Genomic DNA, 22,712 nt, shown 5'->3' on the forward strand with positions numbered 1-22,712 from the left:
ATGGGTGAATGCATGCGCGCCGGTCGATCCCGATTAGCGGCCTGCGAAGACCTGGCTTTGCGGGAAGAAGTAGGCGATCTCGACGGCAGCGGTTTCCGGTGCGTCAGAGCCGTGCACGGCGTTGGCGTCGATGCTGTCTGCGAAGTCGGCGCGGATGGTGCCTGGCGCGGCTTTCTTCGGATCGGTGGCGCCCATCAGGTCACGGTTTTTCAGGATCGCGTTCTCGCCTTCGAGCACTTGCAGCACGACCGGGCCGGAGATCATGAACGAGACCAGGTCGTTGAAGAACGGGCGGGCCTTGTGCACGGCGTAGAAGCCTTCGGCTTCAGCCTTCGACAAGTGCGCCATGCGCGAGGCGATCACTTTCAGACCGGCGGCTTCGAAGCGCGACACGATGGCGCCGATGGCGTTCTTGGCGACTGCGTCCGGCTTGATGATGGAAAAGGTGCGTTCGATGGCCATTATTGATTCTCCAGAATGATTGCGACGGGTGATAGAGACGGCGCCAGGTTGCGGCAACTGCGTGAGGAGCAATCCGCACAAACGATCAAGGCGCGAAAACCCGAAAAACGCTTATGAAACAAAGCTCTACATTGTAGCACTGCGGCGATTTCCAGCGCATCGCTCGAAGTTGTACCGGAGCCAAAGTATGCGGCGGGTCGTGGACGAGACACGGTAATGCAGGCCAAGCAGCTTTTTCGCGAGACCCTTACTCGCTGAGGGCTAACGGAGCTTTTTTGCCGAAGTCGAGTTTTGATGTTTTGCCGCGCCAAGCCGTATGCAAGATGGCTTGCAATTGAAAGTTGACTGTCTGAGCGGTGCCGGGCGCCGGTGCACGCGAGCTAGGTGGTGCGCCGGTCGAACAACAGATGCGCGTGATCGGCGATATGACGGTAGCCGATGCGCTGGTAGCAGCGGTTGCTGGCGGGATTCAATGCGTCGGTAAACAGGAACACGGTACGCGGCCTGTCGCGCTGTACGTGCACGCTGGCGGCGGCGGTGACGGCCTGCGCGAAGCCGCGGGCACGCAGCGGGGGCGGTGTGTAGACCGGGCCGATACGCGCCGACGCGGCTGGCAGCGGGTTGCCGCCAGCAAACGCGACCGGCTCGCCGCGATCACACCAGAGCACGATCTGCTCGTCCGCGACGCGGCGACGGACGCGTTCTGCCAGCGGCGTCGGCACCGCGATCATGCCGACTTCCGCCTCGAATCCGCTCAGCCAGTCAATCAGCAAGTCGATATCGTTGCTGGTGGCGATGCGTGACGTGCCGCTCGCGCTGCCGAACGCCGGACTGCCGTGCAGCCGGTAGAGCAGCAGATCGGCGTGCACCGAATACTCACGGTCAAAGATGTCGGTGAACGACTTCAACAAGTCGCGCCGGCCGATCACCCCGGCGAGCGCAATCTGCTGCGTCCGCAGCCACGTGGCCAGTGCGGTGGCGGCTTCATCGGGCATCACCGACAGAAACAGCGTCTGCGTATCGACCAGCGTGCCGCAGCCAACCAGCGTTCCGTCCAGCTCGACAGCAAAAAAGCGCTCGCCATGCCGGGCGCCCAGTTGCAGGATGCGTGACAGTGCGCTCAGTTGGTGGGTATTGTTGGCCGGATCGGCCGCCAGCAAAGGCTCGGCGACGGCCCAGAGGCTTGCTGCCGTGGCGTGTTCGATGATTTTCATTGTCCGAAAGCGGGCGACGCGAAATCGGCGGGCATCGCCGGCAAGTCGGTGACGCCGGGATCGATGCCGCACTGCATCAGCAGCGTACTGACCTGACCGCGGTGATGGGTCTGGTGGTTGAACAGCTGCATCAGCGCCAGCGACAGCGGCTGCACGATCTCGGCGCGGTTGCCGGACAGGCGGCGATAGGCGATGAATTCAGCCAGCCGTACCGGTGTCAGGCTCGCGACAAACCGGTCAATGCGGTCATCGGCGGTGACGCGTGCGCGCGCCAACTCGTCAAAATTGGTATACAGCTCCTGATCGAGAGAGATCACCGCGTTCGGCTCGCCCGTCATGCGTGACAGCCACAGCCAGTCAGCGACCAGCAGGTGGTTGAGCGTGCCGTGGATGCTTTTGAAATAGGCGCCCATGTTGCGCTTGCGGGTGCCATCCGGGAGCTTTGCCGCCGCAGCATAAATTGACTCGTTCTGCCAGCGGTTGTAGCGGGCGAAATGCTTGCAATAGGCCGTCGTGATCATGCCCAAAGTATAGGCGGCGACACCTGGCATTTTTTGCCAACATCACGACAGCGCTCGTACGATGACTTGCTTAGCGTTTCGCCGGCGTTTGCTCACCCTGCCGCCACTCGAAACGCACCGTTGGCCAAAGGGTGTTGATCAATGGCACCAGTGCGCTTGCCGCGAACAGCACCACGATCAGGCCATGCGGCTTGTAGAGTACGAATTGCCAGAGGAAGGCAACGATCGCCACTGCCATGGCGTAGGCAACGCGTGCGCTGCGTCGCTGCGGCGTGGTCATCGGATCCGAGATCATGAAGAAGGCGAACAGCAGCGTGGCGCCGTTGCTGATCTGCTGCAGCCACATCGCGCTGCCGACGCCTGCGCTGTAGTCGAGCCAGAGCACACGCCCGGCGAGAAGGGCTGCCCAGGTGGCGAGAAAGGCGAGGCTCACGTCCCAGCGCTGGATGCGTTGTGTGACCAGCCCGCCGAGTGCGATGAACCAGAGCGAAGCGAGCGACTCCGATCCCCATTGTCCCGGCGACAGCCAGGCGCCGGGGATCCAGGCCCATGCCGCGAATGCCGCGAAATTGGCCGGGTTGAGAATGTGGCTGCGGCATTCGGCCGGCCCTGCGCGTAACACGAATTTCGACGACATCGCGAGTGCCGCCAGCAGCGGGTGCACCCATAGCGAGTCGGCGCGCACCAGAATCGAAATCCCGAAGCTCGACACGATGGCGCTCAGGTAGCCGCTCCAGCCTTTGCGGTTGGGCAGGCCGAGACCCCACTGCCAGGCGGCTTGCGCGACCAGCGCAGCAGCGAAGGTGAGCGCGACCTGTTGCCAGGTCAGCGCGAAGTCGCGCGCAAGGGCGCCGAGGCAGAGGAAGCTCGCCAGAAAAAGAATCTGGAACCAGCGGGCGTCGATTCGGGCGAGCGCCTGCGGCAGGTGCCAATGCCCGTTGCCAGGGCGGCCCCGCTGTACGACGCCGGAGCCATGCAGCGCTGCTGAGGCATGCGCGACAGGTGCTTGCGTGCTCATCACATCACCCACGCGCGGCGTGCAGCACGGGCGCGGCACCAAACAGCTTCTGCCACCAGGTGCGGTTGTCGGCAGGCGGCACTGGCTGCACATCGCCGCCCTTCGCTGGAACGGGCGTCACGTTGCCGCTGTCAGCGCCCATGCGGTCGATCTCTGCCAGCGACCAGCCGGTGAGTTTTGCCAGCGTCTGCTTCTCGCGGGCCAGGCGTTCCGGCAACTCGCGCTCGTAGTAGCGGGTAGCAGCTTCGATGGCGCTGCGCTTGCTCTCGCTGCAAGCTTTCAGGCAATCGGTTTGCAGCGCGTCGGAGGACTTGTTGGCATAGTCACCCGGCGAGCCCCAGTTGTTCTTTTTAGCCTCGCTCACCATGCGCTCGACATCCGTGACACGGCTCCTGCACATCGCCTCGCAGTCGGCTTTCGCGGTCGTTGCGGTGCAGGCTGCAACCGATCCGGCGTAGGGGTTCTGGATGACGTATCGGGTCTGGAAGTTTTGCTTGTCCTTGGTCTGGGTGAACATCAGGTCTTCCGGGAAAGTGTTGGCGGTGTAGCGCACGTGCAGGCGCGTCAGCATCACCGGTTGCGCGCCGCCACCGGGCGGGATCGGGCGCCCGGGAAGGACGCGCGGCGGCGACGACGGTGCGACGGCCCCCTGCGCAGGCTTCTGGCCACCGGGGGCGATCTGCATTTGCTGAAAGTTGCCCGCCTCGTCACCGCCCACCCAGAACACGCCGGCCTTGCGCAGCTCCTCGGTACTGAGCGGATTGGCGGCGCAGGGGTCGCACCAGCTCATGTCCCAGAAGTACTCGGTGAACACCACCTTGTAGTCTTCACGCGCAGTGGAGGTGTCGTAGAGCGCCTTGTAGAACTCCTTGAACTTCGGCTTGACAAAGGGTGGCAGGTTCTCGTTGGCGGCGAGCTTCACGGTGCGGTAGTTGCTGCTTTCCACGCGTCCGTTTTTGGTCAGGACGTAGACGATCAGGTCTTGCGGTTTGTTCGGTGGCGCGTTCAGCATGCCCAGGCGCATCGGCAACATGAACTTTTCGCTCTCGAAGGCGAACTGCAACGGTCGCAGCATGCTGTAACCCAGCCGCTTTTGCTCCTTGAGGTTGACCTTGGCCACGAAGAACTTCATGCCCATGTTGATGTAGGGCTTGAGCGCGGCGGACGCGCCTTTGGGAATCTTGTAGCCGTTCTCGCGCAGCCAGATTTCAAGGCCGTCGGACTGCTTCGCCGAGAGCGAGACGATGTCGTATTCCTCCAGCGTGTAGGCAGCCTCGACGGTCACTCCGAGCGCGGCGTCACGGCTCTTGGCCATTTCAGAGCGCATGGCGCCGGCGGCGGCCGCCATCGGCGCTGGTACTGCGCGGGGGTACATGTTTTGCCCCCACCAGAAGTTCATGCGGCACGGGTCTGAGTCATGGTATTCAGCGAGCCGCGGGCTGGAGTAGGCGTCGAGCCGCTCGAAGGTAGCCTTTTCGGCGACGCGCACCTGGCCCTGCTGCAGCGCTGTTGGCGTCGGCACCACCAGCGCGAACTCGTTGAGCGGCCCCGAGTAGTCATTCAGCATCGACAGTACGGTGCGCTCGCCGTCGCGCACCAGCACCACCTGGCTTGCTTCGTTGAACAGACTGGCGTCCGCCTTGCCGGCGTAAAAGCCGCAGAAGGCACTGGCTTGCGGGATGACAAGGCCCATCCCCACGCAGGCAGCGGCGAGCAGGGTGTGGACGAGGCGGTGGGTTTGGCGGCGGGCGCCGGTTGGGCGGTGGCTCATGGTCTCTCCTGAGTGCGGTACGAGCAGGTTGTAACGAGCCAAGACGGGAAACGGGGTTAATGCTGCGCCAGTCTCGTCGGCAAATCCGTCATCGCTGACACGTCGCGTCCGATGGCAGCACAAAATGGCACTTCAGCTTTTCTTTAAACCCCACATTTTCTATGGGCTTGTATCGCCAAATCAGGAAAAGTCGACCTGATAGAAATTACCGTTCTACGCCCAATGAAATCGCAGTTTCAACGAAAAGCTGATGCCAGCAAACGGTCCTGTGAGTCTACGAGCGACGGCGCCGCAATCTCACCAGAGCTCGGCGCCGCACGCTTGCTGCAACGATTGGTGGGCGCGAGCTAGCTCGCGCATTACGCAGAGCGCGCACGACGGCGCGCCCACAGACGGACTAGGCCCAGATCACCGGCCCCTTCTTGTTGTACCAGGCGTCCACGCCCGGCGCCACCGCGGCTTCGATTCGGGCGCGCTTGATTTTCATGGTGGGCGTCAGGCATCCGTTGTCGATGGTCCACGGCTCCGGCGCCACCACGAACATGCGCAGTTGCTCGTAGTCCGCCAGTGCGTTGTTGACCTCGGCCAGCAGCGCGCTCAGGTTGCTGTTGACCTCCTCGCGTACGTTCGGATCGGTCACCTTCGGGCGCAGGTCCTCGGCAAGCACCACCACGGCGTACGCCGCCTGCTGGCCGACGCCGGAAACCATCGACAGCTCGATCATCGGGTGGGTATTGATGCGGTTCTCGATCGGCGCCGGCGCGATGTATTTGCCCTTGCCTGTCTTGAACAGCTCCTTCTTGCGCCCAGTCAGCTTGAGCAGGCCATCCGAGCGCACCTCGCCCAGGTCACCGGTGCGGAAGAAGCCGTCCTCAGTGAAGCACTCGGCGTTCAACTCCGGCTGCTTGTAATAGCCTGCGAGCTGGCCGGGTGACTTGATCAGCACTTCGCCTTCGTCGCTGATGCGTGTCACCACCCCCGGCAGCGGCGAGCCGACGTAGCCCGGTGCGTTCAGCTTGATCGACGAGGTGTTCGAGTAGGCGAAATCCTCGGTCATGCCGTAGCCCTCGACCAGATTGAGGCCCAGCTTGCGGTACCACGCAATCAGTGCTGCCGGAATCGGCGCCGAGCCGCTGCCAGCGTGCTTGACCGAATCGAGCCCCAAACCACGCAGCACTTTCTTGCCAATCAGCTTGCCGATGATCGGCAGGCCAAGCAGGAAGTCGAGCTTCTTCGCCGGCATTTTGGTGAACACGCCCTGCTGGAATTTGAGCCACAGCCGCGGCACTGAGATGAACACGGTCGGCCGCGCGCGCTGCAGGTCCGCCACGAAGGTCTCCAGCGCTTCGGCGAAGAAGATGTGGCCGCTGCCTTCGACCATCGCCGCGCATTCGATCCAGGCCCGCTCGAACACATGGGCCAGCGGCAGGTAGGAGAGGATGCGGATTTCCTCGGTGGTGCCGATGGCGCCACGGATATTGCCGACGATGCCCTCGGAGGCGCGGGTGATGCGGTCGAAGCGGTGCATCACGCCCTTCGGCTGCCCGGTCGAACCCGACGTGTACATCAGCAGCGCAATCTCGTCGCCGGCGCGGCCGGGTTGCCCGGCCAGCGGCTCGGTGCGCGAAACCACCGAATCCCAGGTGTCCATGCCGGACTTCGCCGAGTCCGGTGCCAGCGGGAAGGCGATGCAGGGCAGGTCGTCGCGCACGGCGCTGGCCTGCTGCGCCCAGGTGTCGAGTTTGCCGACGAACAGCATGCTGGCGCCGCTGTGGTCGAGCACGTAGCGGATGGTGTCCGCAGTTTCGGTCGGGAAGATCGCCACCGTGGTGCAGCCCGACATCCAGATGGCGAGCTCGGCCATGAAGAAATGCGCGCAGTTCTTCGACAGGATCGCGATGCGCGCGCCTGGCTCGAGGTTGCGGCTCTTGATGAAGGCGGCCATGCGGCGGGCCTGATCCATCGTCTGCCGCCAGGTGTAGTCCGTCACCGCGCCGCCACCGGTTGGCTGTGTCAGCCACAGGTGATCCGGGCGCATCGCCTCGTGCGCGTAGACGTAGTCGAGAATGAGTTTGTTGTTGTCGGCCATCTTGCTCCCCTTGTTGCCTTGCCGATTGATACTGAAATACAGCCGCATCCGGGCGGCGTTTGCCGCGTGCCGCATGGTCTCCTCCTGCGGCACGGGATGCGTTGATCGTGTTTATGCCACGATACAGACCGATTAAAGCACGATACGGCCAAATCGAAGCAGGATTCACAGCAATTCGATGGCTGGATTGTGCGCCGGCTACGCGCCCGCTCGCGGTGCCGGCGTAATTTCCGCATGCCGCAATCACCACCGGACGCCTGTTCGTCGACGAAAATTGCGCGCTGACGTTTTGTGGAGATATTCGATGCCTGATTTCACCTGCACGTTGCCCGGCCTGCAAATGCGGGGGCGCCGTTTCGAGCTGCCGCTGGATTACGCAAAGCCGGACGCGGAAAAGATCGAAGTTTTCGCCCGCGAGCTCGTCGCACCGGGCAACGCCAATGCCGACTTGCCCTATCTGATCTTTTTTCAGGGCGGGCCGGGCTTTGGATCGCCGCGCCCAACTGGCCCCGGCGGCTGGATCAAGCGTGCGTTGCAGGAGTTTCGCGTGCTGCTGCTTGACCAGCGAGGAACCGGGTTGTCGACACCGGTCACCGCGCAGACGCTTCGCCATCGTGGTGACGCTGCGGCGCAGGCCGACTATCTGCAGCACTTCCGCGCTGACAATATTGTTCGCGACGCCGAGGCGATTCGCAGGCAACTGATCGGCGACAAGCGGTGGACCGTGCTCGGACAAAGTTTCGGGGGCTTTTGCGCGATGCACTATCTCTCTGCCGTGCCGGAGGCGCTGACCGAGGTGCTGATTACGGGGGGAATTCCACCGCTGGCGCGACCGACCGACGACATCTACCGCGCCACGTATCAGCGCGTGATAGCCAAAAATCGCTGCTACTACGAACGCTATCCCGGCGACGTTGCTCGCGTGCGCGAGATTCTCAAGTACCTGAACGGGCACGACATCGCCCTGGCGTCAGGCGGCCGCCTGACGCCGGAGCGCTTCCTGCAACTGGGCATCGCGTTCGGCGCCAGCGATGGCTACGAGCAGGTGCACTACCTGATCGAGGAGGCGTTCGTCAACGTGGGCGGCAAGCGCGAGATCAACTACAACTTTCTGGTCGGCATCGAGCACGCTCAGGCGTTCGATACCAATCCGATCTACACGCTGCTGCATGAGGCTTGCTACACGCAGAACGAAGCCAGCCGCTGGTCAGCGCAACGTCTGCTGGCGGCGTTCCCGGAATTTGCCAACCGCTCGGACGAAGGCTCAGAGGGCGCCCCGATTCTGTTTACCGGCGAGATGATTTATCCGTGGATGCTGGATCAATATCCGCAATTGCAGCCACTCAAGGCAGCGGCAGAGATACTCGCCGCCAAGGCCGATTGGCCGATGCTCTACGACGTTGCGAGGTTGAAGCAGAACCGCGTCCCGGTCGCTGCAGCGGTGTACTACAACGACATGTACGTGCATCGGGAGTTTTCAGAAGAGACCGCTGCGATGGTGCCCAATATCAAGCTCTGGGTCACCAGCGAGTACGAGCACAACGGGCTGCGGGCAGATGGTGAGGCGATCCTTGATCGCTTGCTCAGGCTGGTCCGCAACCAGTAACTGGCAACAGCAGCAGCTACCTGCGCCGCGGCGAGCGCGGTAGAGGAGCGGCCCGCGCATTCCCTGCGCGGGCCGGCCAGATCGCCTTTACGGCTTCAGTCGATCAATTGCGTTGGTGATGTCGGTGTCGGTGCGTACCGAGGGTGCTCGCGCCCCCGCAGTAAGCGCCGGACCGGACAAGCCAAGCAGGCGGCGCACGACCAGCAAGCCGTCGGTGGCGGCCAACGTGGAACCGTCGCCGTCAACATCAAACAGCGTGAGATACGTCGCAATGTGGGCCTCAATCTGCGCCGCATTGCGCCGGGCATTGGTGCCCAGCAGGCCACCCTGTGTCAGCGCCGTACCGCGCAAGCCGAGCAGGTAGCGCATCAGCAACAGGCCATCGTTGGCCGGGCTGTAGACATCCGGTGCATCACTGTCGTCGATGTTGAGGACCGGCAACGCTGTGAAGTTGGCCGTGACGCTCTTGGCACTGGTGACGTTGGTCAGTGCGCAGGTGGCGCCAGTACAGTCACCAGACCAGTTGGCGAATGTGTAGCCGAGCGCGGCGGTCGCCGTGCAGGTGGAGTTGCCACCCGACGGCACCGGGTTGACGGTGCAACTCACGGTGCCGGCGCCAGCGGGCGATACCGCGGTCGTGATCGGGTAGGTGGCCGCCACGCAGGCCACTCCGACGTTGGTGATGTTGGCGGCTGCGATGGTGCCGCTGCCGTTGGTTACCGAACAGGTTTGCGCTGGCGCGCTTGGCTGGGTGAAGACCGTGACAGCGTAGCTGGCCCCGGTTGCCAGCGGCGTGGCAAAGGTGAACGAACCATTCGCGGGAACCGACAGGTTGTCGCCACCATTGTTGCGCAGTACTAGGCCGCTTCCCGTGAGACCGCTGACACTACCGCCCACCGTGTAGGTGCTGCCGCCGCAAGTGCCCGTACCGGGGCCAGGGCAGGTCACGCCGGACTGAATGCTCAGGCCGTCGATGCGCCAGTTGGTGCCGGCGTTCACCACACCGCTATCCCACGCGGCGCGGAAGCGCAGGCGAATGGTCTGCCCGTTGAGTGAAGCAGGCAGTTGCAGCGTGGTGGTGACGAATGTCGCCTGAACGCCAGTCCATGCCTGCTGACCAGCGATCTCGCTGCCATCTGTTGGCGAGATTGCGCTGGAGTATCCGCCCGTCGTAAATGTGCCGCCGACAGCGCCCGAGGTGACGTCGTTGTAATTGAGACCGCCGTCGGTGGAGAGTTCGAGGATGCCACCGTCGTAGCCCGCCTCGAAGTTCCAGGCGTTGCGGAAAGTCAGCACCGCACCGGTGCTCGACCCTGGTAGCGTGATCGTCGGCGAAATCAGGCTGCTGGTCGATGGTGTCGCGACACCGTTGGTGAAGGCAGCGTTAGGCGCCGTATCCGGGTTGCTGGTGGTCGTGGCCCAGGCCGCTGGCGGCGTGGTGCCGGTTTGTGCTGTGGTCCAGCCGGCGGGCAACGCCGGTGCGGCGACGCTGTCAAAGTTTTGCGTGAATACGGACGTCGTGGTACCGACTGTGAAGGTCAGCGGTATCACGCGGGGCGAACCACCACCCGTGTAGTTCACGGTCAGGTTGAAATTCACCGTCGAGCCACAGGTCAGGCTGTTGGTGGTGCTGAACTGGAACGGCGTCAGGCTGACGCTGGACTGACCTACCGCCATATCGGCAAAACTCGCCGTCGGCTGGGTGACCGTTACGTTCGGCGTCACGGTTGACAGTGTGGCAGTGATGCCGGTGGCGGTGGCACCGCCAGCGTTGGTCAGCGTCACGTTCAACTGATTGCACTCGTTCGGCTCAATCAAACCGTTGCCGGTGATGATCTGGCTGCTGGCCAGATTGATCACCGGTGTGGTCGGCACCACAGTGACCGTGAACTGGCGCACGCGCACCGCGCCGCAGCTGTCGTTGGCCTGCGCGCGCACGGTGTACGTGCCCGGCGTGGTGTCGTTGTCGGTATTGACCGTCACGGTGCCGTTGGCAGCGATCGAAATGGTGGCACCAGCGCCACTACCCGGTAGCAGCGTCGGACTTACCGAGGCGGCAACCAGGTTGTTGTTGCCATCGGCGATGGCTGCCGACGGCGTGGCCGTGGTCGTCGCGTTAAGGTTCATGTTGATGTTGCCGTAAGTTCCCAGCGTGGGAATCAGGTTGGCGCCAACCAGCACGTTGACCGGCAGTGTTGTGCTTGCGCCAGCGCTGTCAGTCACGGTCAGCAGCACCGGATAGGTTTTGTTACCGGTGGTGGGAGCGACCAGTGAGCATGACGCCGTCGCAGTCAGGCTGACGTTGCCTCCCGAATTGCTCGCCGTCACCGTCAGCTCTGGCGGCACTTGCGATACCGACACCGCGAGGCCGCCCGCGCTGTCCTGCGCATCGCTGACCGTGGCGACCACGGCCGTTGCTGCCGGTGAGCCCTGCCGCGTCGTCACCGAGCCGGTGACGTTCAACGTGGGGGCGGTATTGGTACCGGTAATTGTGAAATTGACGTCGCTGATGTCGAAGAAGATATTGCCAACCGCAGCGACGCGGATACGCGCCTGTGTGGTCGGTGGCGTACCCGCCGGAATCGTCACTGTGGCAGTGCCAGTGTTGGCGACGCTGGGGGCAAGGATGGTCGGGAAGGTGTAGCCGCCATCGACCGACAGTGCGATCTCGACGTTGGCCGTGCTGACTGGTGCGGCAGTGGTGTTTGCCGGGTTCCACGTCACTGTCTGGCTTGATCCTGCCGCCCAGGTGACGGCTGTATTAGGCGCCGTCACGGCGAATGGCCCCGCTGTCGTGGTCACCGTGATCGCGGTAGACGCTTCGTTGGTGCCGCCACCGCCTGCGCGGTTGTCGCGCACCGTCACCCGGAAGTTCATGGGGCGGTTGGTACTTGGCAGCAGTTCAGCAGCCATGTAACTGGGGGTTGTGGTGCCAGGCAATGGAGCCGTGCCCGGAACCACGTTCGCGTTGTTGAGGATATAGCGCAGGCTTGGGAAGATGCGCGTCGGGTCCGTGGTCGGGATGAAGTTGCGGAACAACGGCCCACTGCCCGCGTCAACGAGCACGCCTGCGGCATTGGCGGCGCCGAGGTCGAACTGCTCCCAGAGATAAGTGAGAGTATCACCGTCGGGATCGGTGCCGCTGGCGGTCAGCTTGAAGGGGGTTTGCTGCGGAATGGTGAACGCCGGGGCGGTGGTGACGGTCGGGGGATTGTTGCCGGTGCTGCTCAGAGTGCCGCAGCTTGCTCCGCTGCTGGTATTGGTGGTGAAGGCCAGCATCTCATTGAGGCTGCGGCGATGGAAGTAGTCTTCGCTGTTGGGCTGCGTGTTGTCGGTGCCGCAGATGCCCGCATAGGCCTGGATGGTGACGCCGCTGCCCGGCTCATAGGCGCTGCTGGCGCTACGGTTACCGTTGCAGGCACCGCCGCCGCCATTGAAAGTATGGTTGCCGGCGAACTGATGGCCCATTTCGTGTGCGACGTAGTCGACGTCATAAGCATCGGCGATAGGGTTCGTGGACCCGGTCACGCCGCGTCCTTTGTTGCCGGAGTTGCAGACCACGCCAAGCCCCGCCACACCACCGCCACCAGTACTGAATACATGGCCGATGTCGTAGTTGGCGTTGCCAATGACGGTGTTGAGGTTGCTCTGGTTTTCACCGAGCATGGTGTTGCCGTTGCCGTTGGTATACGGGTCAGTGGCGCCATTGGTATAGACGATCAGGTCATTGTTGGCCACCAGCACCATGCGTACGCCGAGCTCGCGCTCGTAAATGCCGTTGACGCGGTTCATGGTGGTGATCTGACCGCTGAGGCCGTCGAGCACCGTGCCGCCGAGCACGGCGGTGTATTCGCCCGTCGCCGCCAGCGCCAGACGATAGGTGCGCAGGCTGCCGCCCGACGAGATGTTCACCACGTTGTTCTTGCGCAGCAAGTTGGGAACGCTCTTGATTTCCTCGCCGGTGACACCGCAAGTGAAGGCCGCGCCCTGCTTGCGATAGTCACTCTTGTTGAACACCACGTAGGTGCCGACGTCGCCGGTCTGGTACGGCTCGATGTAGGTGGTGTGCGTGTTGGCAATCACCTGTGCACGGAAGCCGCGGACGGTCAGGTCGAAGCGAACGGTCGCAGTCGGGTTGTCAATGCCCTGGCCCAGGTAAGTCTTGAGCATCGGGTAGCGCTTGGCGAGGCCGGCCTCCATAATGGGAGACTCAACCACGCGGAAGCGACCATAGCCGCCTTCGGGCAGCGGCAGTTCCAGCTCGAACGGGCTGTCCGGCGCTGCGACGTCCCGCTCCAGTGGCGCCGACTGCAGCAGTTCGGACATTCCAGCGTAGTTGAGCGCCATCGTGCGGCCGACCTCAGGCACGATGAATCGCGTGCCTGTAGCGGCGACACGCGACGGATCCGCGTCGCTCCAGAGGTTGGCTGCGGAGGCAAACGCCGCAATCAAACCCATCCCCAGCCCTGCAAAAAGGGCGCGCAAATTCAGATACATGGTGGAACTATCCCCCGAGGAAAGTGGGCAGATGATAGCTTGGGTAATGGGCATTTTGGGCAAGCAAACGCGGTGATCCGCAAGCGTTGCTGCACTCACTTGCTGCCGGGATTCAGCCTCGCCGAAAGGCGCCGGCGGCCAGCGAAAGTGGCCGCCGCAGCGTCCGTTGCGGTCTGTCGCCGCCGGACGCGACCGAAGTGAGGCTTTCTCCGTGCCGCGCGTGTCCGTTCAATCTGCTCAGCCGAAATGACGGGATGAGCCGGACGCCGCCGGATGCCTCAATTCACGCCAGCATCTTTTGGAGCGAACAACCATCCAGTCAGGGCTACGAAGCCATTTCATTAAAAGTCGACAAGTGTCGAAAAACCGCATTCAGCCCATATCGGATGCGGCTTCCAGAAAAAAGCTGATCCGGCTTTGGCCGAGGTCCAGTCGCCGGCGATCCTTACTGCGTGAGGTCTGCCAACAGGCGCTCAATGTCCGCCGTCCCGCGCGTTGGCGCAGGCGATACGGCGACCGCGTTGGCGACCAGCGTCGCACCGCGGAAGCCAAGCAGGTAACGGAGCACCAGGAGGCCGTCGGTCGCGGCGTCAACCACACCGTTGCCGTCAATGTCCAGCGCCGTGTTGGCGACCAGGCCGTCGAGATACTTCTTGATGGCCACCGCGTCGCCGCGGGCAGGTGCGGGGCCAACGGCGCCGCCGGTGAGCGCTGTACCAGTGAGGCCGAGCAGGTAGCGCAGCACTAGCAACCCGTCGGTGCCGGCGCTGACGGTGCTGCCACTGCCGTTGCGGTCAATGTCGAGCGAGACTTCGTTGTAGCCCAGCAGGTTTTCTGCGCTGGCGATGCCGGGCACGCCGTTGACGTAAACCGTCGCGGTGACCGGCCCGCTCAGGATGCCCACCACCCTGGCGCTGGCAAAACTGGTGGGCGACCGCGTATTGCCGGCGCTGGCGCGCACCCATGCCTGCTGCTCATTGTCGATGCGCCGCAGTTGCAGCAACGGGTAGTCGGTGGCACTGTCGCGCGCGGTACCGGCGGACCCCTCCGAATCGCCGCCGAACAGTGCGCCGGTCAGCTGCGCCGTGACACCCACGGCAAAGGGCTTTGCGATTGCACTAACCGTCGGCCGCCGGCCCACGCCGTAGCCAAGGTTCACGTCGTACAGGCGGGCCTTGGTAAAAGCGCCACCCAGCACATAGTTGGTGCCTCCGGCGATTAGCAGCCGACCGTCGGGCAGCACTGTGGAAGTGTGCAGGAAGAGGGTGTCCGAGATCGGCGGCTGTGGGGTCCAGGTGTTGGTTGCCGGGTCATAAACGGCGACCGTATCGTAAGCCACTGAAACGGAGCCGCCAGTACCGCCGGCGACCAGTACCTTGCCCGACGGCAGCAGGCTCGCCGTGTGATAGTTGTACGCCGCAGGCAGCGAAGCCGCAGGCGCCCACGTGTTGAGCGCCGGATCGTAGATTTCGCAGCTCGCCGTGCCCGCACCGCCGGCGAAGCCGCCCGCGGCCAGCACCTTGCCGTTAGGCAGCAGCGTGGCGGTGTGATGCAGGCGATAGCCGCCCATCGGCGCCATCGCGGCCCAGCTGTTGGCGTCAACATCGTAGAGCTGGTTCTGCCAGGCTGGCGCGCCCAGCAGACCCGGCCCGAAGCCCCCCGCCATCAGCACCTTGCCGTTGGGCAGCAGCGTGGCGGTGTGCTGGTTGCGGCCGATGGTGAAGCTCGCCGCACTGGTCCAGGCATTGGTCTCGGGGTCATAAATTTCTGCGGTCGCCAGATAGCTGGTCGAGTTGCCGCAGGCGCCCGTGTTGACGCCGCCGATGACGAGCACCTTGCCTGACGGCAGCAGCGTCGCCGTGTGTTGCGAGCGACCGTCGGTGAGGTTGCCCGCTGCACCCCAGTTGCCTGTGACCGGGTCGTAGAGCTCGGCGTTGGTTGGATAGGTGTTGCCGGTCGAGCAACCACCCACCACCAGTATCTTGCCGTTGCGCAGCAGCGTTGACGTGTGATCGCGCCGCGCTGTCGCCAGGCTCCCGGTCGGCGCCCAGCTGTTCGCAGCCGGATCGTAAAGTTCGACGCTAGTCAGGAAGTTGGGGGTTGCATCAAGTCCGCCGGCGAGCATCACCTTGCCGCTGAGCATCACGGTGGCCGAATGCTGATAGCGCCCCTGCCCAGCCGGTGTACCGTTGCTCCACGCGGGAGCCGACGCATCAATCAACTCACCACTGGCCAGATAGGTGAAGCCGGTGGTGGTGCCGCCGATCAGCATGACCTCACCCGTGGGCAACAGGGTTGCCGAGTGCAGATACCGCGCGGCAGTCAGCGTGCCGGCGCTGCTCCATTGATTGGTCGCAGGGTCGTACAGCTCGGCGGCATTGAAGATGCTGCCACCGGCACCGATGCCGCCAGTGACCAGCACCTTGCCGGATGCCATCAGCGTCGCCGAATGCCGCGAAAATGCGTTGGTGAGCGTGTTGGCCACTGGCGCCCACGAATTGGCGACCGGATCATAGACTTCCGCGGTGTTCAGATAGTTGGAGCCAATGCCAGCCGCCACCAGCACTTTGCCCGAGGGCAGGCGGGTGGCCGTGTGATGGCGTCTTCCGGTGCCAAGACTGGTCGCGTTGGACCAGGCGTTGCTGACCGGGTTGTAGATCTCCACCGACGCAATCGGGAAGCCGCCGGAATCGGAGCCGCCGGTGATCAGTACGTTGCCGGTCGCCAGCAAGGTTGCAGTGTGGGTTTGTCGCGCGGTCCCCAGACCGGCCACCGCGTTCCATGTGTTGGCTACCGGGTCATAAACCTCCGCGCTGTTCATCGCGGTGGGGTCAAGCCCGCCTACCACCAGCACCTTTCCTGAGGGCAGCAACGTCGCCGTGTGGGCACGCCGCCCGATCACGTTCGAACCCGCGTCCGACCACGTGTTGTTCGCTGGATCATAGAGTTCGGCGGTCATCACCACGCCGGTGCTGCCGACACCTCCCACCACCAGCACCTTGCCGGATGCCAGCATCGTCGCCGTGTGCTGGTAGCGCGCTGTCGTCAGATTACCTGCGCTGGACCAGCCATTGCTCAGCGGGTCGTAGAGCTCGGCGCTGCTGACAATGAACCCGTTCAGGCCACCGGCCACCAGCACCTTGCCGTTGCCCAGCAGCGTGCTGCTGGCCTCAGTGCGCGAGGAAGCCATGCTTGATGTGGCGGTGAAGCTGATGGCTGAGGCCGGCGCGGCAATGAGCGCAGCCAAGGTAGCAACGCTCAGGACGGTCAGCACGCGAGCCGCCAATTGGTTGCGCAGCAAAGGCCGCCGCCCGCTACAACGCGACACGGTTGCCGCAATCAGGTTGAAAACCACAGAAAAACCCCCGGTGCGCCTGGTTTGTCTTGTACCGCCGGCCCGATTGCCGAAGCTGCATCGCATGCAGGCACGCTATCGCTCTTGCCGGTGCGTTACGTCTGCCGTCGCCTCAAAGCAGACGGCCTGTGCGCCGCATTGTTGCACTACTTACCGCGACGGTCGAGCGGCACCCGGTTGCAGCATAGTGCCGGCCAGCGACAAGTCGGTAGCGCCCGACAATCTGCTAGCCAGCGATGAATTCGCGCAGCAGCGCCATTGCGTCATCCGGCGCATCGGGAACGACACCGTGACCGCAGTTCGCGAACTCTTCGTAGCGAACCAGATGCGCCGGAATCGCGGCGGCGATGTCGCGCTGGCACTCAACCGGCAGCATCGGGTCAAGCGCACCGCCTATCACCAGCGTTGGGCACTGAATGCGCGACAGCTCATGCAGCATGTCCAACGTGCACCCCTCGCCACCAGGGCCAAAGAAGCGTTCGCGCACCGGCTGCTTCATCACGATACGATGCCACAAATCCGGATCCGGTGGTGTTTGCGTGTAGAGCGGAAAAGCCACATCGATCCAGGCTTTCAATAGCTCCGGGCTGGTGTCACCTTCGACAAAGCGTCGTCGCGCCAGCTCGCCCGCTGCCGCGCCACCCAGGCGCGTGAACATCGCAATCTTCGCGTCGGTGTGCGACGTCGCCTGCGCCGACGTGCTCACCAGCACCAGCTTGCCCGCATGCGCAGGATGGCGAGTCGCGTAAGCCATCGCCACCATGCCGCCGAACGACGCGCCATAGACGATGGGCTTCACAATCCCCAGTGCATCGCAGAACGCAACCAAGTCGTCCGCCCACTGCGCAAGTGTCCACAGCTCCGGTGGGCCGTCGTCACTGCGTCCGTTGCCGCGGTGGTCGAGGTAGATAACCTGCGCCACATCGGTCAGCGCCGAGAAGTCGGGTTTGTAGATTGAATGGTCTGCGCCCGGGCCGCCGTGGAGCAGGATGACGGTGGGGACTTCGCGCATGGTGCCGCCATCAGGGCGGAGGGAGGCGCCGTCCGCGTCGAAGTAGAGGTTGATTCCGTTGACGTGGATTTTCATTTATATATCTGAGCCCGCATACAGTTGATCGGTCAGAATTGGCGGTTACCGTAGCGACCACAAGAAACAGCGCCAATGCTTCAAATCAACACTGGAAAATTATTTGTTGGGAAGCCTGAATACATCAACGAACTTAGAGGCGTTCTCTACTCGAATCTTCGACTCGTTGGTACGGCGAAAATAGAAACGGCTGCTGGCACGTTACTCGCCGGCGGCTCAAGCTTGAACAATCCAGCGCTAGTCTACGAGTTGACTGAGCAGATTGAAGCACGACTCGATGGACCGGGCTTTTTGTTGTCACACCGCATCGAACCATACGCCAAGGATTTTGCGGTCCTCGTTTCCTTCGCTTTGAATGTCGTGTGCACTGTGGACTTCGCTACAACTGAGAGGCTGTGCAACGGAAAGCCCGATGCCGCGGGTCGATACACACCGCGCACATTAGTCCAAAGATTTTTCGATGAGAAAGTTTTGTGCTCTCCGGCAGACCTACAGAAACTGCGCGAATTCACTGATCAGTTTCTCGCGTTAGAGCGGAAAAGCTTTCTCGGTGCGATGCGGGCAATGCGCACATATGTTGTTGCAATGCATCGTATTGCGGACGATGTCGAGCTTGCCTACACACTTCTCGTTGCTTCAATCGAATCACTAGCTCAGAAATTTGACGGTCACGAAGGCGCATGGGGTGATGTTGATGATCAGAAAAGACTAGCAATAGACAAAGCGTTGGTTGGAGCGCCTGAAGACGTCGCCCAAAGAGTACGATCCGCGATTTTGAGCACAGAGCATACGAAACTAAAGAAGCGGTTTCATGATTTCACGCTATCGCACCTAACGCCTGAGTTCTTTAGGGAGGAGGCTTCTGCGGAATCACAACCCGTTGGCCGTAATGATCTATCAGATGCAATTGAACAGGCATACAAGCTTCGCTCGGCCTACGTGCATACGCTGTCTCAGCTTCCTTGGTCTCTGATAGCACCGAATGAATTTTGCGAGACGGTTTTGGAGGATCGCGTCCAGACGTTGACTTTGCAAGGGCTTTCGCGCCTGGTGCGCCACGTGATTGGTGAGTTCGTCAAGCGACAACCGAAGTTAAATATGGAGCCGTACGACTACAGCCTCGAACGAGCTGGTGTAGTGCTGGCAAGTCTTGCGCCTCAGTATTGGATTGGTACAACGACCGGGATGCGCCTCGACGATGGGAGATTGCGGTTCGAGGGACTTTTAGAGCAAATAACTTCTCACTTGTTAGGAAGAGGCGACGCAGTAGTTACTGATCTGCGCAAGGTGCTTAGCGTTGTTGAGCCTTCTTTGCCAAATATGAAACGTGAGCAGCGCGTGCCCTTCCTCGCGCTGCTCTACTGTTTCAACTCCTTCGTTCGTTCCGAAGATCGACTCGTCGAAGGCGCCGGTACCTTCCACAGATTTGCGGAAGAACTAGATGCGCCTTCAGCGGAGTCTGTCTTTGTGCATCTACTGATGAACAGGACGCCACACTGGCCGCTTGAAACTCATGAGGCAGTGATCGAGGAATACTTTCATCGTCGCAAGCACAGAAGCGGTCTGCGGGCGCCGGCGACGCTGGAAGCGGCCTCACTTCTTGGGATTGCCGAACGTCATCGAATTACGGGTGATTGGTTAGGCGCAGAGACTTTCATCTCCCAGGCAGTAGAGAACCTTCCGAGTTGCCTAAAGCTCCGAGAATTCGAGAAATCATTCCATGGCGCCATGTTTATCAACTGGCAAACAATACTTCTGCCTGCAAGGCACTCGCCAGCCGAGTAGGCCGAGCAGCTCGTTGCCGTCGCGGGGGCGATGTCACCAAAGCAAGTTCACCCGAAACAATTTCATCGCCGCATCATCAGTCACCAGCGCTGCGCCTTCAATGATGGCTTGTGCCGCCAGCATCCGATCAAATGGATCGCGGTGCTCCACATCGAACCCACCTGCCTTGATCGCGTGACTGTGTGCGACCGCGAGATGACTGAAGCCATCGGCGGTAATGAGTTCGTTGAAGTCGCGTATTGCTGTCTCGACGCCGGGCAGTTTGCCAATGCGGTGTTTGGTGGCGATTTCCCAGGCGCTTGCTGCGCTGACCAATACGGTGTTGCCTTCGTCGGCGATGGCTGCTGCCGCGCGCTTGGACAGGCGCGGATCGTCCTTCCACCACCACAGGAGGGCATGGGTGTCGAGCAGCAGACGCACGGCTAGCGCCCTTCCCACGCAGCGAGTTCTTCCTCGGGCAGCGGGTCAAAGAACGCGGAATCGTCGATGCCCTTGACGCGACCACGCTGGCGCTTCGCGGTCTCGGGCGCCAGCGGCATCATGCGCGCGTAAGGCTTGCCGGCCTTCGCAAGAATGATTTCCTGCCCGGCATGAGCTTGCTCCAGTAGTTTGGAGAACTGGGTTTTGGCGTCGTGGACGTTGACGAGCATTTTGCTCTCCTAGCAGAATGCTCGTATTATGACTTAGTCCATAGACTTAGTCAATTTGTGGCCTAGGCAAGCGTTCGAATGGGGCCTGATGCCGTGGCGGCAGTTTCGCGGTCGCGAGTGTGTGCGTCTGCAATCGCGAGTTCGCGAAAGCGGAAAGCATTGATCACTCGATGAAAACCCTTGGGTCGCCATCTATCTTTCTGAGCGCGTGTGAGTTTCCCCTTGGTGCACTTGCTCACCGCGTCACGGCCCGTGAAGCCTTTATCCGTGAGCCTTTCGCACGAACTCGGATTTCAGTTTCATCGGGCCGAATCCGTCAATCTTGCAGTCGATGTTGTGATCACCTTCGACAAGCCGAATATTGCGAACTTTTGTCCCTGCCTTGAGCGCCGAGCTGGCACCTTTCACTTTCAGGTCTTTGGTGATGGTGACTGAATCGCCGTCGGCGAGTACGTTACCCACCGCATCCTTGTGGACCGCCGGCGCGTCGTTGTCGACGGTGGTTTCGCCGGCCGCCCACTCGTGCCCGCACTCCGGGCAGATGAACAGCGCTCCATCCTGGTATGTCAAGCCAGAGTCACACGACGGGCACTTGGGTAGTTCATTCATTTTTTGTTTTCGGTGAGTAACGTTGGAGACTGGTTTGATTTCCAGACAAAACCACGACTAGAACCGCTTCAGCCAGTTGAAGAATTCGGTGTACCAAAGCTTCGAGTTCTGCGGCTTGAGGATCCAGTGGTTTTCGTCGGGGTAGACGACGAGACGTGACGCGATGCCCTTGGCGCGCAGTGTGTTGTAGTACTCGAGGCCTTCGTAGTAGGGCACACGGTAGTCGAGCTCGCCGTGGATGACCAGTGTCGGTGTCTTGAAGTTTTTAGAGAACGTGTGAGGCGATTGCGACTGGTATTTTTCGAGGTCTTCCCACGGCCAGCAGCCCAGCTCCTGGTTGAGCCACAGGTAGCCATCGTCGCCGAACTGGCTGACCCAGTTGTAAACGCCGGCGTGGCACACATAGGCCTTGTAGCGATCGGTGTGGCCGTTCATCCACGCGACCATGTAGCCGCCGTAGCTGCCGCCGGCAGCGTAGAGGCGCTTTTTGTCGACGACGCCTTCCCTGATCAGCGCATCGGTCACCGCCTCGGTGTCGGTCAGCTCGCGGTGACCAAGGTCGCCGTCGATGATGCCGAGGAAGCGCTCGTCAAAGCCGGACGAGCCGTGATAGTTCACGGCCGCGACGACGTAGCCCTGCGCGGCGAACGCGTGCACGTTCCAGCGGTAGTGCCAGGTGTCCATGTGCGCGGCGTGCGGGCCGCCGTGGATGCTGTGCAGCAGCGGGTACTTTTTCTTCTTGTCGTAGTTCGGCGGGTAGCAGACGAAGGCCTGCACCGGCTCGTCATTCCAGCCATTGAAGGTGCGGCTTTGCCACTTGCCGAGCGGGACTTTGTCGAGGAACGCATTGGTGCGGTCGAGGCGGTGTTGTTTGGTTTCGTCCGTGCCAAGTGTGTAGAGCCGCGCCGGGTGATCGATGGATGCCTTGGTGAACACGGTGGTTGCGCCGTCTGCCGACTGCGCAAACGCCATCACATGGCCGCCGTGGGCGATGGCGGTGGGTGCTTCTGCAGACAACGGCAGCGACCAAAGGTGCTGCACGCCGGCATCCTCGGCGCAGAACAGGATCGCTTGATCGTCGGCACGCCATGCCGGGTTGGCGCTGCCGTAGGTGCCGACCGAGCGCGGCCACTTGGCAGCGAGACGCTCGGCCTTGCCGGACTTGAGGTCTACCAGCATCAGCCGCGTGTGCTGGCTGGGGGCGGACGTGGGCGTCGCGAGCACGGCGACACGGGTGCCATCGTGCGAGTAGGCGGGTGCGACGAGCCACATGTCGCCGAGATCGGTCACCTTGCTCTTGCGCGACTTGAGGCTGAGATGGATCAACGTGTTGCGCGAGATCAGCCGTGTCGGATCCTCCGGCTGCGACCAGACGATCTCCTTGCCGTCCGGCGAAATCGCGTACTCGGCTGGACCGGGATCGCCAAGCCCGAGCGTCCACGGCTTGCCAGCGAACAGGTCTTTTGCCGCACCGCTGGCGACGTTGATCTCAAACAAATGCGGGCGGGTGCCGTCGCAGACCCAGCTGTCCCAGTAGCGATAGTTGTCGGTCTCAATGACCTTGGCCTGTACCTTGGATTCTTTCTGCTCTTTCTTGCGCTTGGCCTGCTGCGCATCGGTCTTGAGTTCCGGCCACACCCAGCTGATCGCTGCGACGCGCTTGCTGTCGGGGAACCACTTGATGCTGCCTACGCCGGTGGAGAGCGAGGTCACGCGGCGTGCTTCACCGCCGTCAGGCGCGATGACGTAGAGCTGCGGTTCCTCATCGGCGCTCTTGCCTTCGCCGCGTTTGGCGCAGAAGGCGATCAGCTTCCCGTCGGGCGACCATTGCGGGGCGGTGTTCTTCTTGCCGGCACTAGTGAGCTGCTTGCGCGTCTTGCCATCCGTGGAGTAAAGCCAGAGCTGGGTGGCACTCTCGTTCGTTTCCATCGAGTAGGTCGTCTGGTCAACGACTACCCAACTGCCATCCGGCGAGATGCTCGGCGTGCCGATGCGCTCGCACTGCCAGAGGTGGTCGACGGTGAGATGTTTCGCTTTCATCGCGGGTC

Annotated in this window: 14 protein-coding genes and 1 pseudogene; 2 read left to right on the forward strand and 13 right to left on the reverse strand. The window is 62.3% G+C overall.

What is annotated here, in order from left to right; translation table 11 throughout:
• Positions 1 to 33: 33 nt before the first annotated feature.
• The 6 genes from ndk to FKL89_RS07370 all read right to left on the reverse strand — a co-directional run bounded on the left by ndk (position 34) and on the right by FKL89_RS07370 (position 7,075).
• Positions 34 to 462: a nucleoside-diphosphate kinase gene (ndk, locus tag FKL89_RS07345; RefSeq protein ID WP_156862143.1), complete on the reverse strand. Its 429-nt coding sequence runs from the start codon at positions 460 to 462 to the stop codon at positions 34 to 36.
• 380 nt (positions 463 to 842) lie between these two features.
• A complete protein-coding gene (locus tag FKL89_RS07350) occupies positions 843 to 1,676 on the reverse strand; it encodes a GNAT family N-acetyltransferase (protein WP_156862144.1) in 834 nt (277 codons plus the stop codon).
• Complete coding sequence (locus tag FKL89_RS07355) at positions 1,673 to 2,197, reverse strand: DinB family protein (RefSeq protein WP_156862145.1); 525 nt, start codon at positions 2,195 to 2,197, stop codon at positions 1,673 to 1,675. The genes FKL89_RS07350 and FKL89_RS07355 overlap by 4 nt, the downstream gene beginning before the upstream one ends.
• A 70-nt stretch (positions 2,198 to 2,267) precedes the next feature.
• Positions 2,268 to 3,215, reverse strand: coding sequence for an RnfABCDGE type electron transport complex subunit D (locus FKL89_RS07360; RefSeq protein ID WP_162527432.1), 948 nt, complete (start codon positions 3,213 to 3,215; stop codon positions 2,268 to 2,270).
• A gap of 4 nt (positions 3,216 to 3,219) precedes the next feature.
• Positions 3,220 to 4,986, reverse strand: a complete 1,767-nt coding sequence (locus tag FKL89_RS07365) for a DUF2330 domain-containing protein (protein ID WP_238363527.1) — start codon at positions 4,984 to 4,986, stop codon at positions 3,220 to 3,222.
• A 397-nt stretch (positions 4,987 to 5,383) separates the two neighbouring features.
• The gene (locus FKL89_RS07370; protein WP_156864598.1) at positions 5,384 to 7,075 is read right to left on the reverse strand and encodes an AMP-binding protein; all 1,692 of its coding nucleotides are present in this window, start codon (positions 7,073 to 7,075) and stop codon (positions 5,384 to 5,386) included.
• Positions 7,076 to 7,379: 304 nt separating this feature from the next.
• On the opposite strand from FKL89_RS07370, the gene FKL89_RS07375 reads away from it, so the two are divergent.
• Positions 7,380 to 8,681, forward strand: coding sequence for an alpha/beta fold hydrolase (locus FKL89_RS07375; RefSeq protein WP_238363528.1), 1,302 nt, complete (start codon positions 7,380 to 7,382; stop codon positions 8,679 to 8,681).
• 501 nt (positions 8,682 to 9,182) lie between these two features.
• Here the strand turns inward: FKL89_RS07375 and FKL89_RS07380 are convergent.
• From FKL89_RS07380 to FKL89_RS07390, 3 genes and pseudogenes are all read right to left on the reverse strand, one after another.
• A pseudogene (locus tag FKL89_RS07380) lies at positions 9,183 to 13,232 on the reverse strand (reprolysin-like metallopeptidase); the annotation flags it as partial.
• A gap of 391 nt (positions 13,233 to 13,623) precedes the next feature.
• Complete coding sequence (locus tag FKL89_RS07385) at positions 13,624 to 16,452, reverse strand: Kelch repeat-containing protein (protein ID WP_162527433.1); 2,829 nt, start codon at positions 16,450 to 16,452, stop codon at positions 13,624 to 13,626.
• A gap of 307 nt (positions 16,453 to 16,759) precedes the next feature.
• Positions 16,760 to 17,620, reverse strand: a complete 861-nt coding sequence (locus tag FKL89_RS07390; protein WP_156862149.1) for an alpha/beta fold hydrolase — start codon at positions 17,618 to 17,620, stop codon at positions 16,760 to 16,762.
• A gap of 75 nt (positions 17,621 to 17,695) precedes the next feature.
• Between FKL89_RS07390 and FKL89_RS07395 the strand changes: the two genes are divergently transcribed.
• Entirely contained in the window at positions 17,696 to 19,405 is a 1,710-nt protein-coding gene (locus tag FKL89_RS07395; RefSeq protein WP_156862150.1) for a hypothetical protein, read from the forward strand.
• A gap of 33 nt (positions 19,406 to 19,438) precedes the next feature.
• Here FKL89_RS07395 and FKL89_RS07400 read toward each other — a convergent pair whose 3' ends face one another.
• The 4 genes from FKL89_RS07400 to FKL89_RS07415 form a co-directional block, all read right to left on the reverse strand.
• Positions 19,439 to 19,825 carry a type II toxin-antitoxin system VapC family toxin gene (locus tag FKL89_RS07400; protein WP_156862151.1) on the reverse strand — a complete coding sequence of 129 codons (387 nt, stop codon included), beginning with the start codon at positions 19,823 to 19,825 and terminating at the stop codon, positions 19,439 to 19,441.
• A gap of 2 nt (positions 19,826 to 19,827) precedes the next feature.
• The gene (locus tag FKL89_RS07405) at positions 19,828 to 20,055 is read right to left on the reverse strand and encodes a type II toxin-antitoxin system Phd/YefM family antitoxin (protein ID WP_156862152.1); all 228 of its coding nucleotides are present in this window, start codon (positions 20,053 to 20,055) and stop codon (positions 19,828 to 19,830) included.
• A 261-nt stretch (positions 20,056 to 20,316) separates the two neighbouring features.
• Positions 20,317 to 20,664 (reverse strand): zinc ribbon domain-containing protein YjdM, encoded by a 348-nt coding sequence (locus FKL89_RS07410; RefSeq protein WP_156862153.1) that lies wholly within the window; start codon positions 20,662 to 20,664, stop codon positions 20,317 to 20,319.
• A gap of 57 nt (positions 20,665 to 20,721) precedes the next feature.
• Entirely contained in the window at positions 20,722 to 22,704 is a 1,983-nt protein-coding gene (locus FKL89_RS07415) for an alpha/beta hydrolase family protein (protein WP_156862154.1), read from the reverse strand.
• Positions 22,705 to 22,712: the final 8 nt, after the last annotated feature.

The sequence above is a fragment of the Casimicrobium huifangae genome (assembly GCF_009746125.1).
Taxonomy (GTDB): Bacteria; Pseudomonadota; Gammaproteobacteria; order Burkholderiales; family Casimicrobiaceae; genus Casimicrobium; species Casimicrobium huifangae.

Bases quoted from the DNA above. Each gene is read 5' to 3' on its own strand.
- ndk (WP_156862143.1), bottom strand. From the start codon at position 462: ATGGCCATCGAACGCACCTTTTCCATCATCAAGCCGGACGCAGTCGCC.
- FKL89_RS07350 (WP_156862144.1), bottom strand. From the start codon at position 1,676: ATGAAAATCATCGAACACGCCACGGCAGCAAGCCTCTGGGCCGTCGCC.
- FKL89_RS07355 (WP_156862145.1), bottom strand. From the start codon at position 2,197: ATGATCACGACGGCCTATTGCAAGCATTTCGCCCGCTACAACCGCTGG.
- FKL89_RS07360 (WP_162527432.1), bottom strand. From the start codon at position 3,215: ATGAGCACGCAAGCACCTGTCGCGCATGCCTCAGCAGCGCTGCATGGC.
- FKL89_RS07365 (WP_238363527.1), bottom strand. From the start codon at position 4,986: ATGAGCCACCGCCCAACCGGCGCCCGCCGCCAAACCCACCGCCTCGTC.
- FKL89_RS07370 (WP_156864598.1), bottom strand. From the start codon at position 7,075: ATGGCCGACAACAACAAACTCATTCTCGACTACGTCTACGCGCACGAG.
- FKL89_RS07375 (WP_238363528.1), top strand. From the start codon at position 7,380: ATGCCTGATTTCACCTGCACGTTGCCCGGCCTGCAAATGCGGGGGCGC.
- FKL89_RS07390 (WP_156862149.1), bottom strand. From the start codon at position 17,620: ATGAAAATCCACGTCAACGGAATCAACCTCTACTTCGACGCGGACGGC.
- FKL89_RS07395 (WP_156862150.1), top strand. From the start codon at position 17,696: ATGCTTCAAATCAACACTGGAAAATTATTTGTTGGGAAGCCTGAATAC.
- FKL89_RS07405 (WP_156862152.1), bottom strand. From the start codon at position 20,055: ATGCTCGTCAACGTCCACGACGCCAAAACCCAGTTCTCCAAACTACTG.
- FKL89_RS07410 (WP_156862153.1), bottom strand. From the start codon at position 20,664: ATGAATGAACTACCCAAGTGCCCGTCGTGTGACTCTGGCTTGACATAC.
- FKL89_RS07415 (WP_156862154.1), bottom strand. From the start codon at position 22,704: ATGAAAGCGAAACATCTCACCGTCGACCACCTCTGGCAGTGCGAGCGC.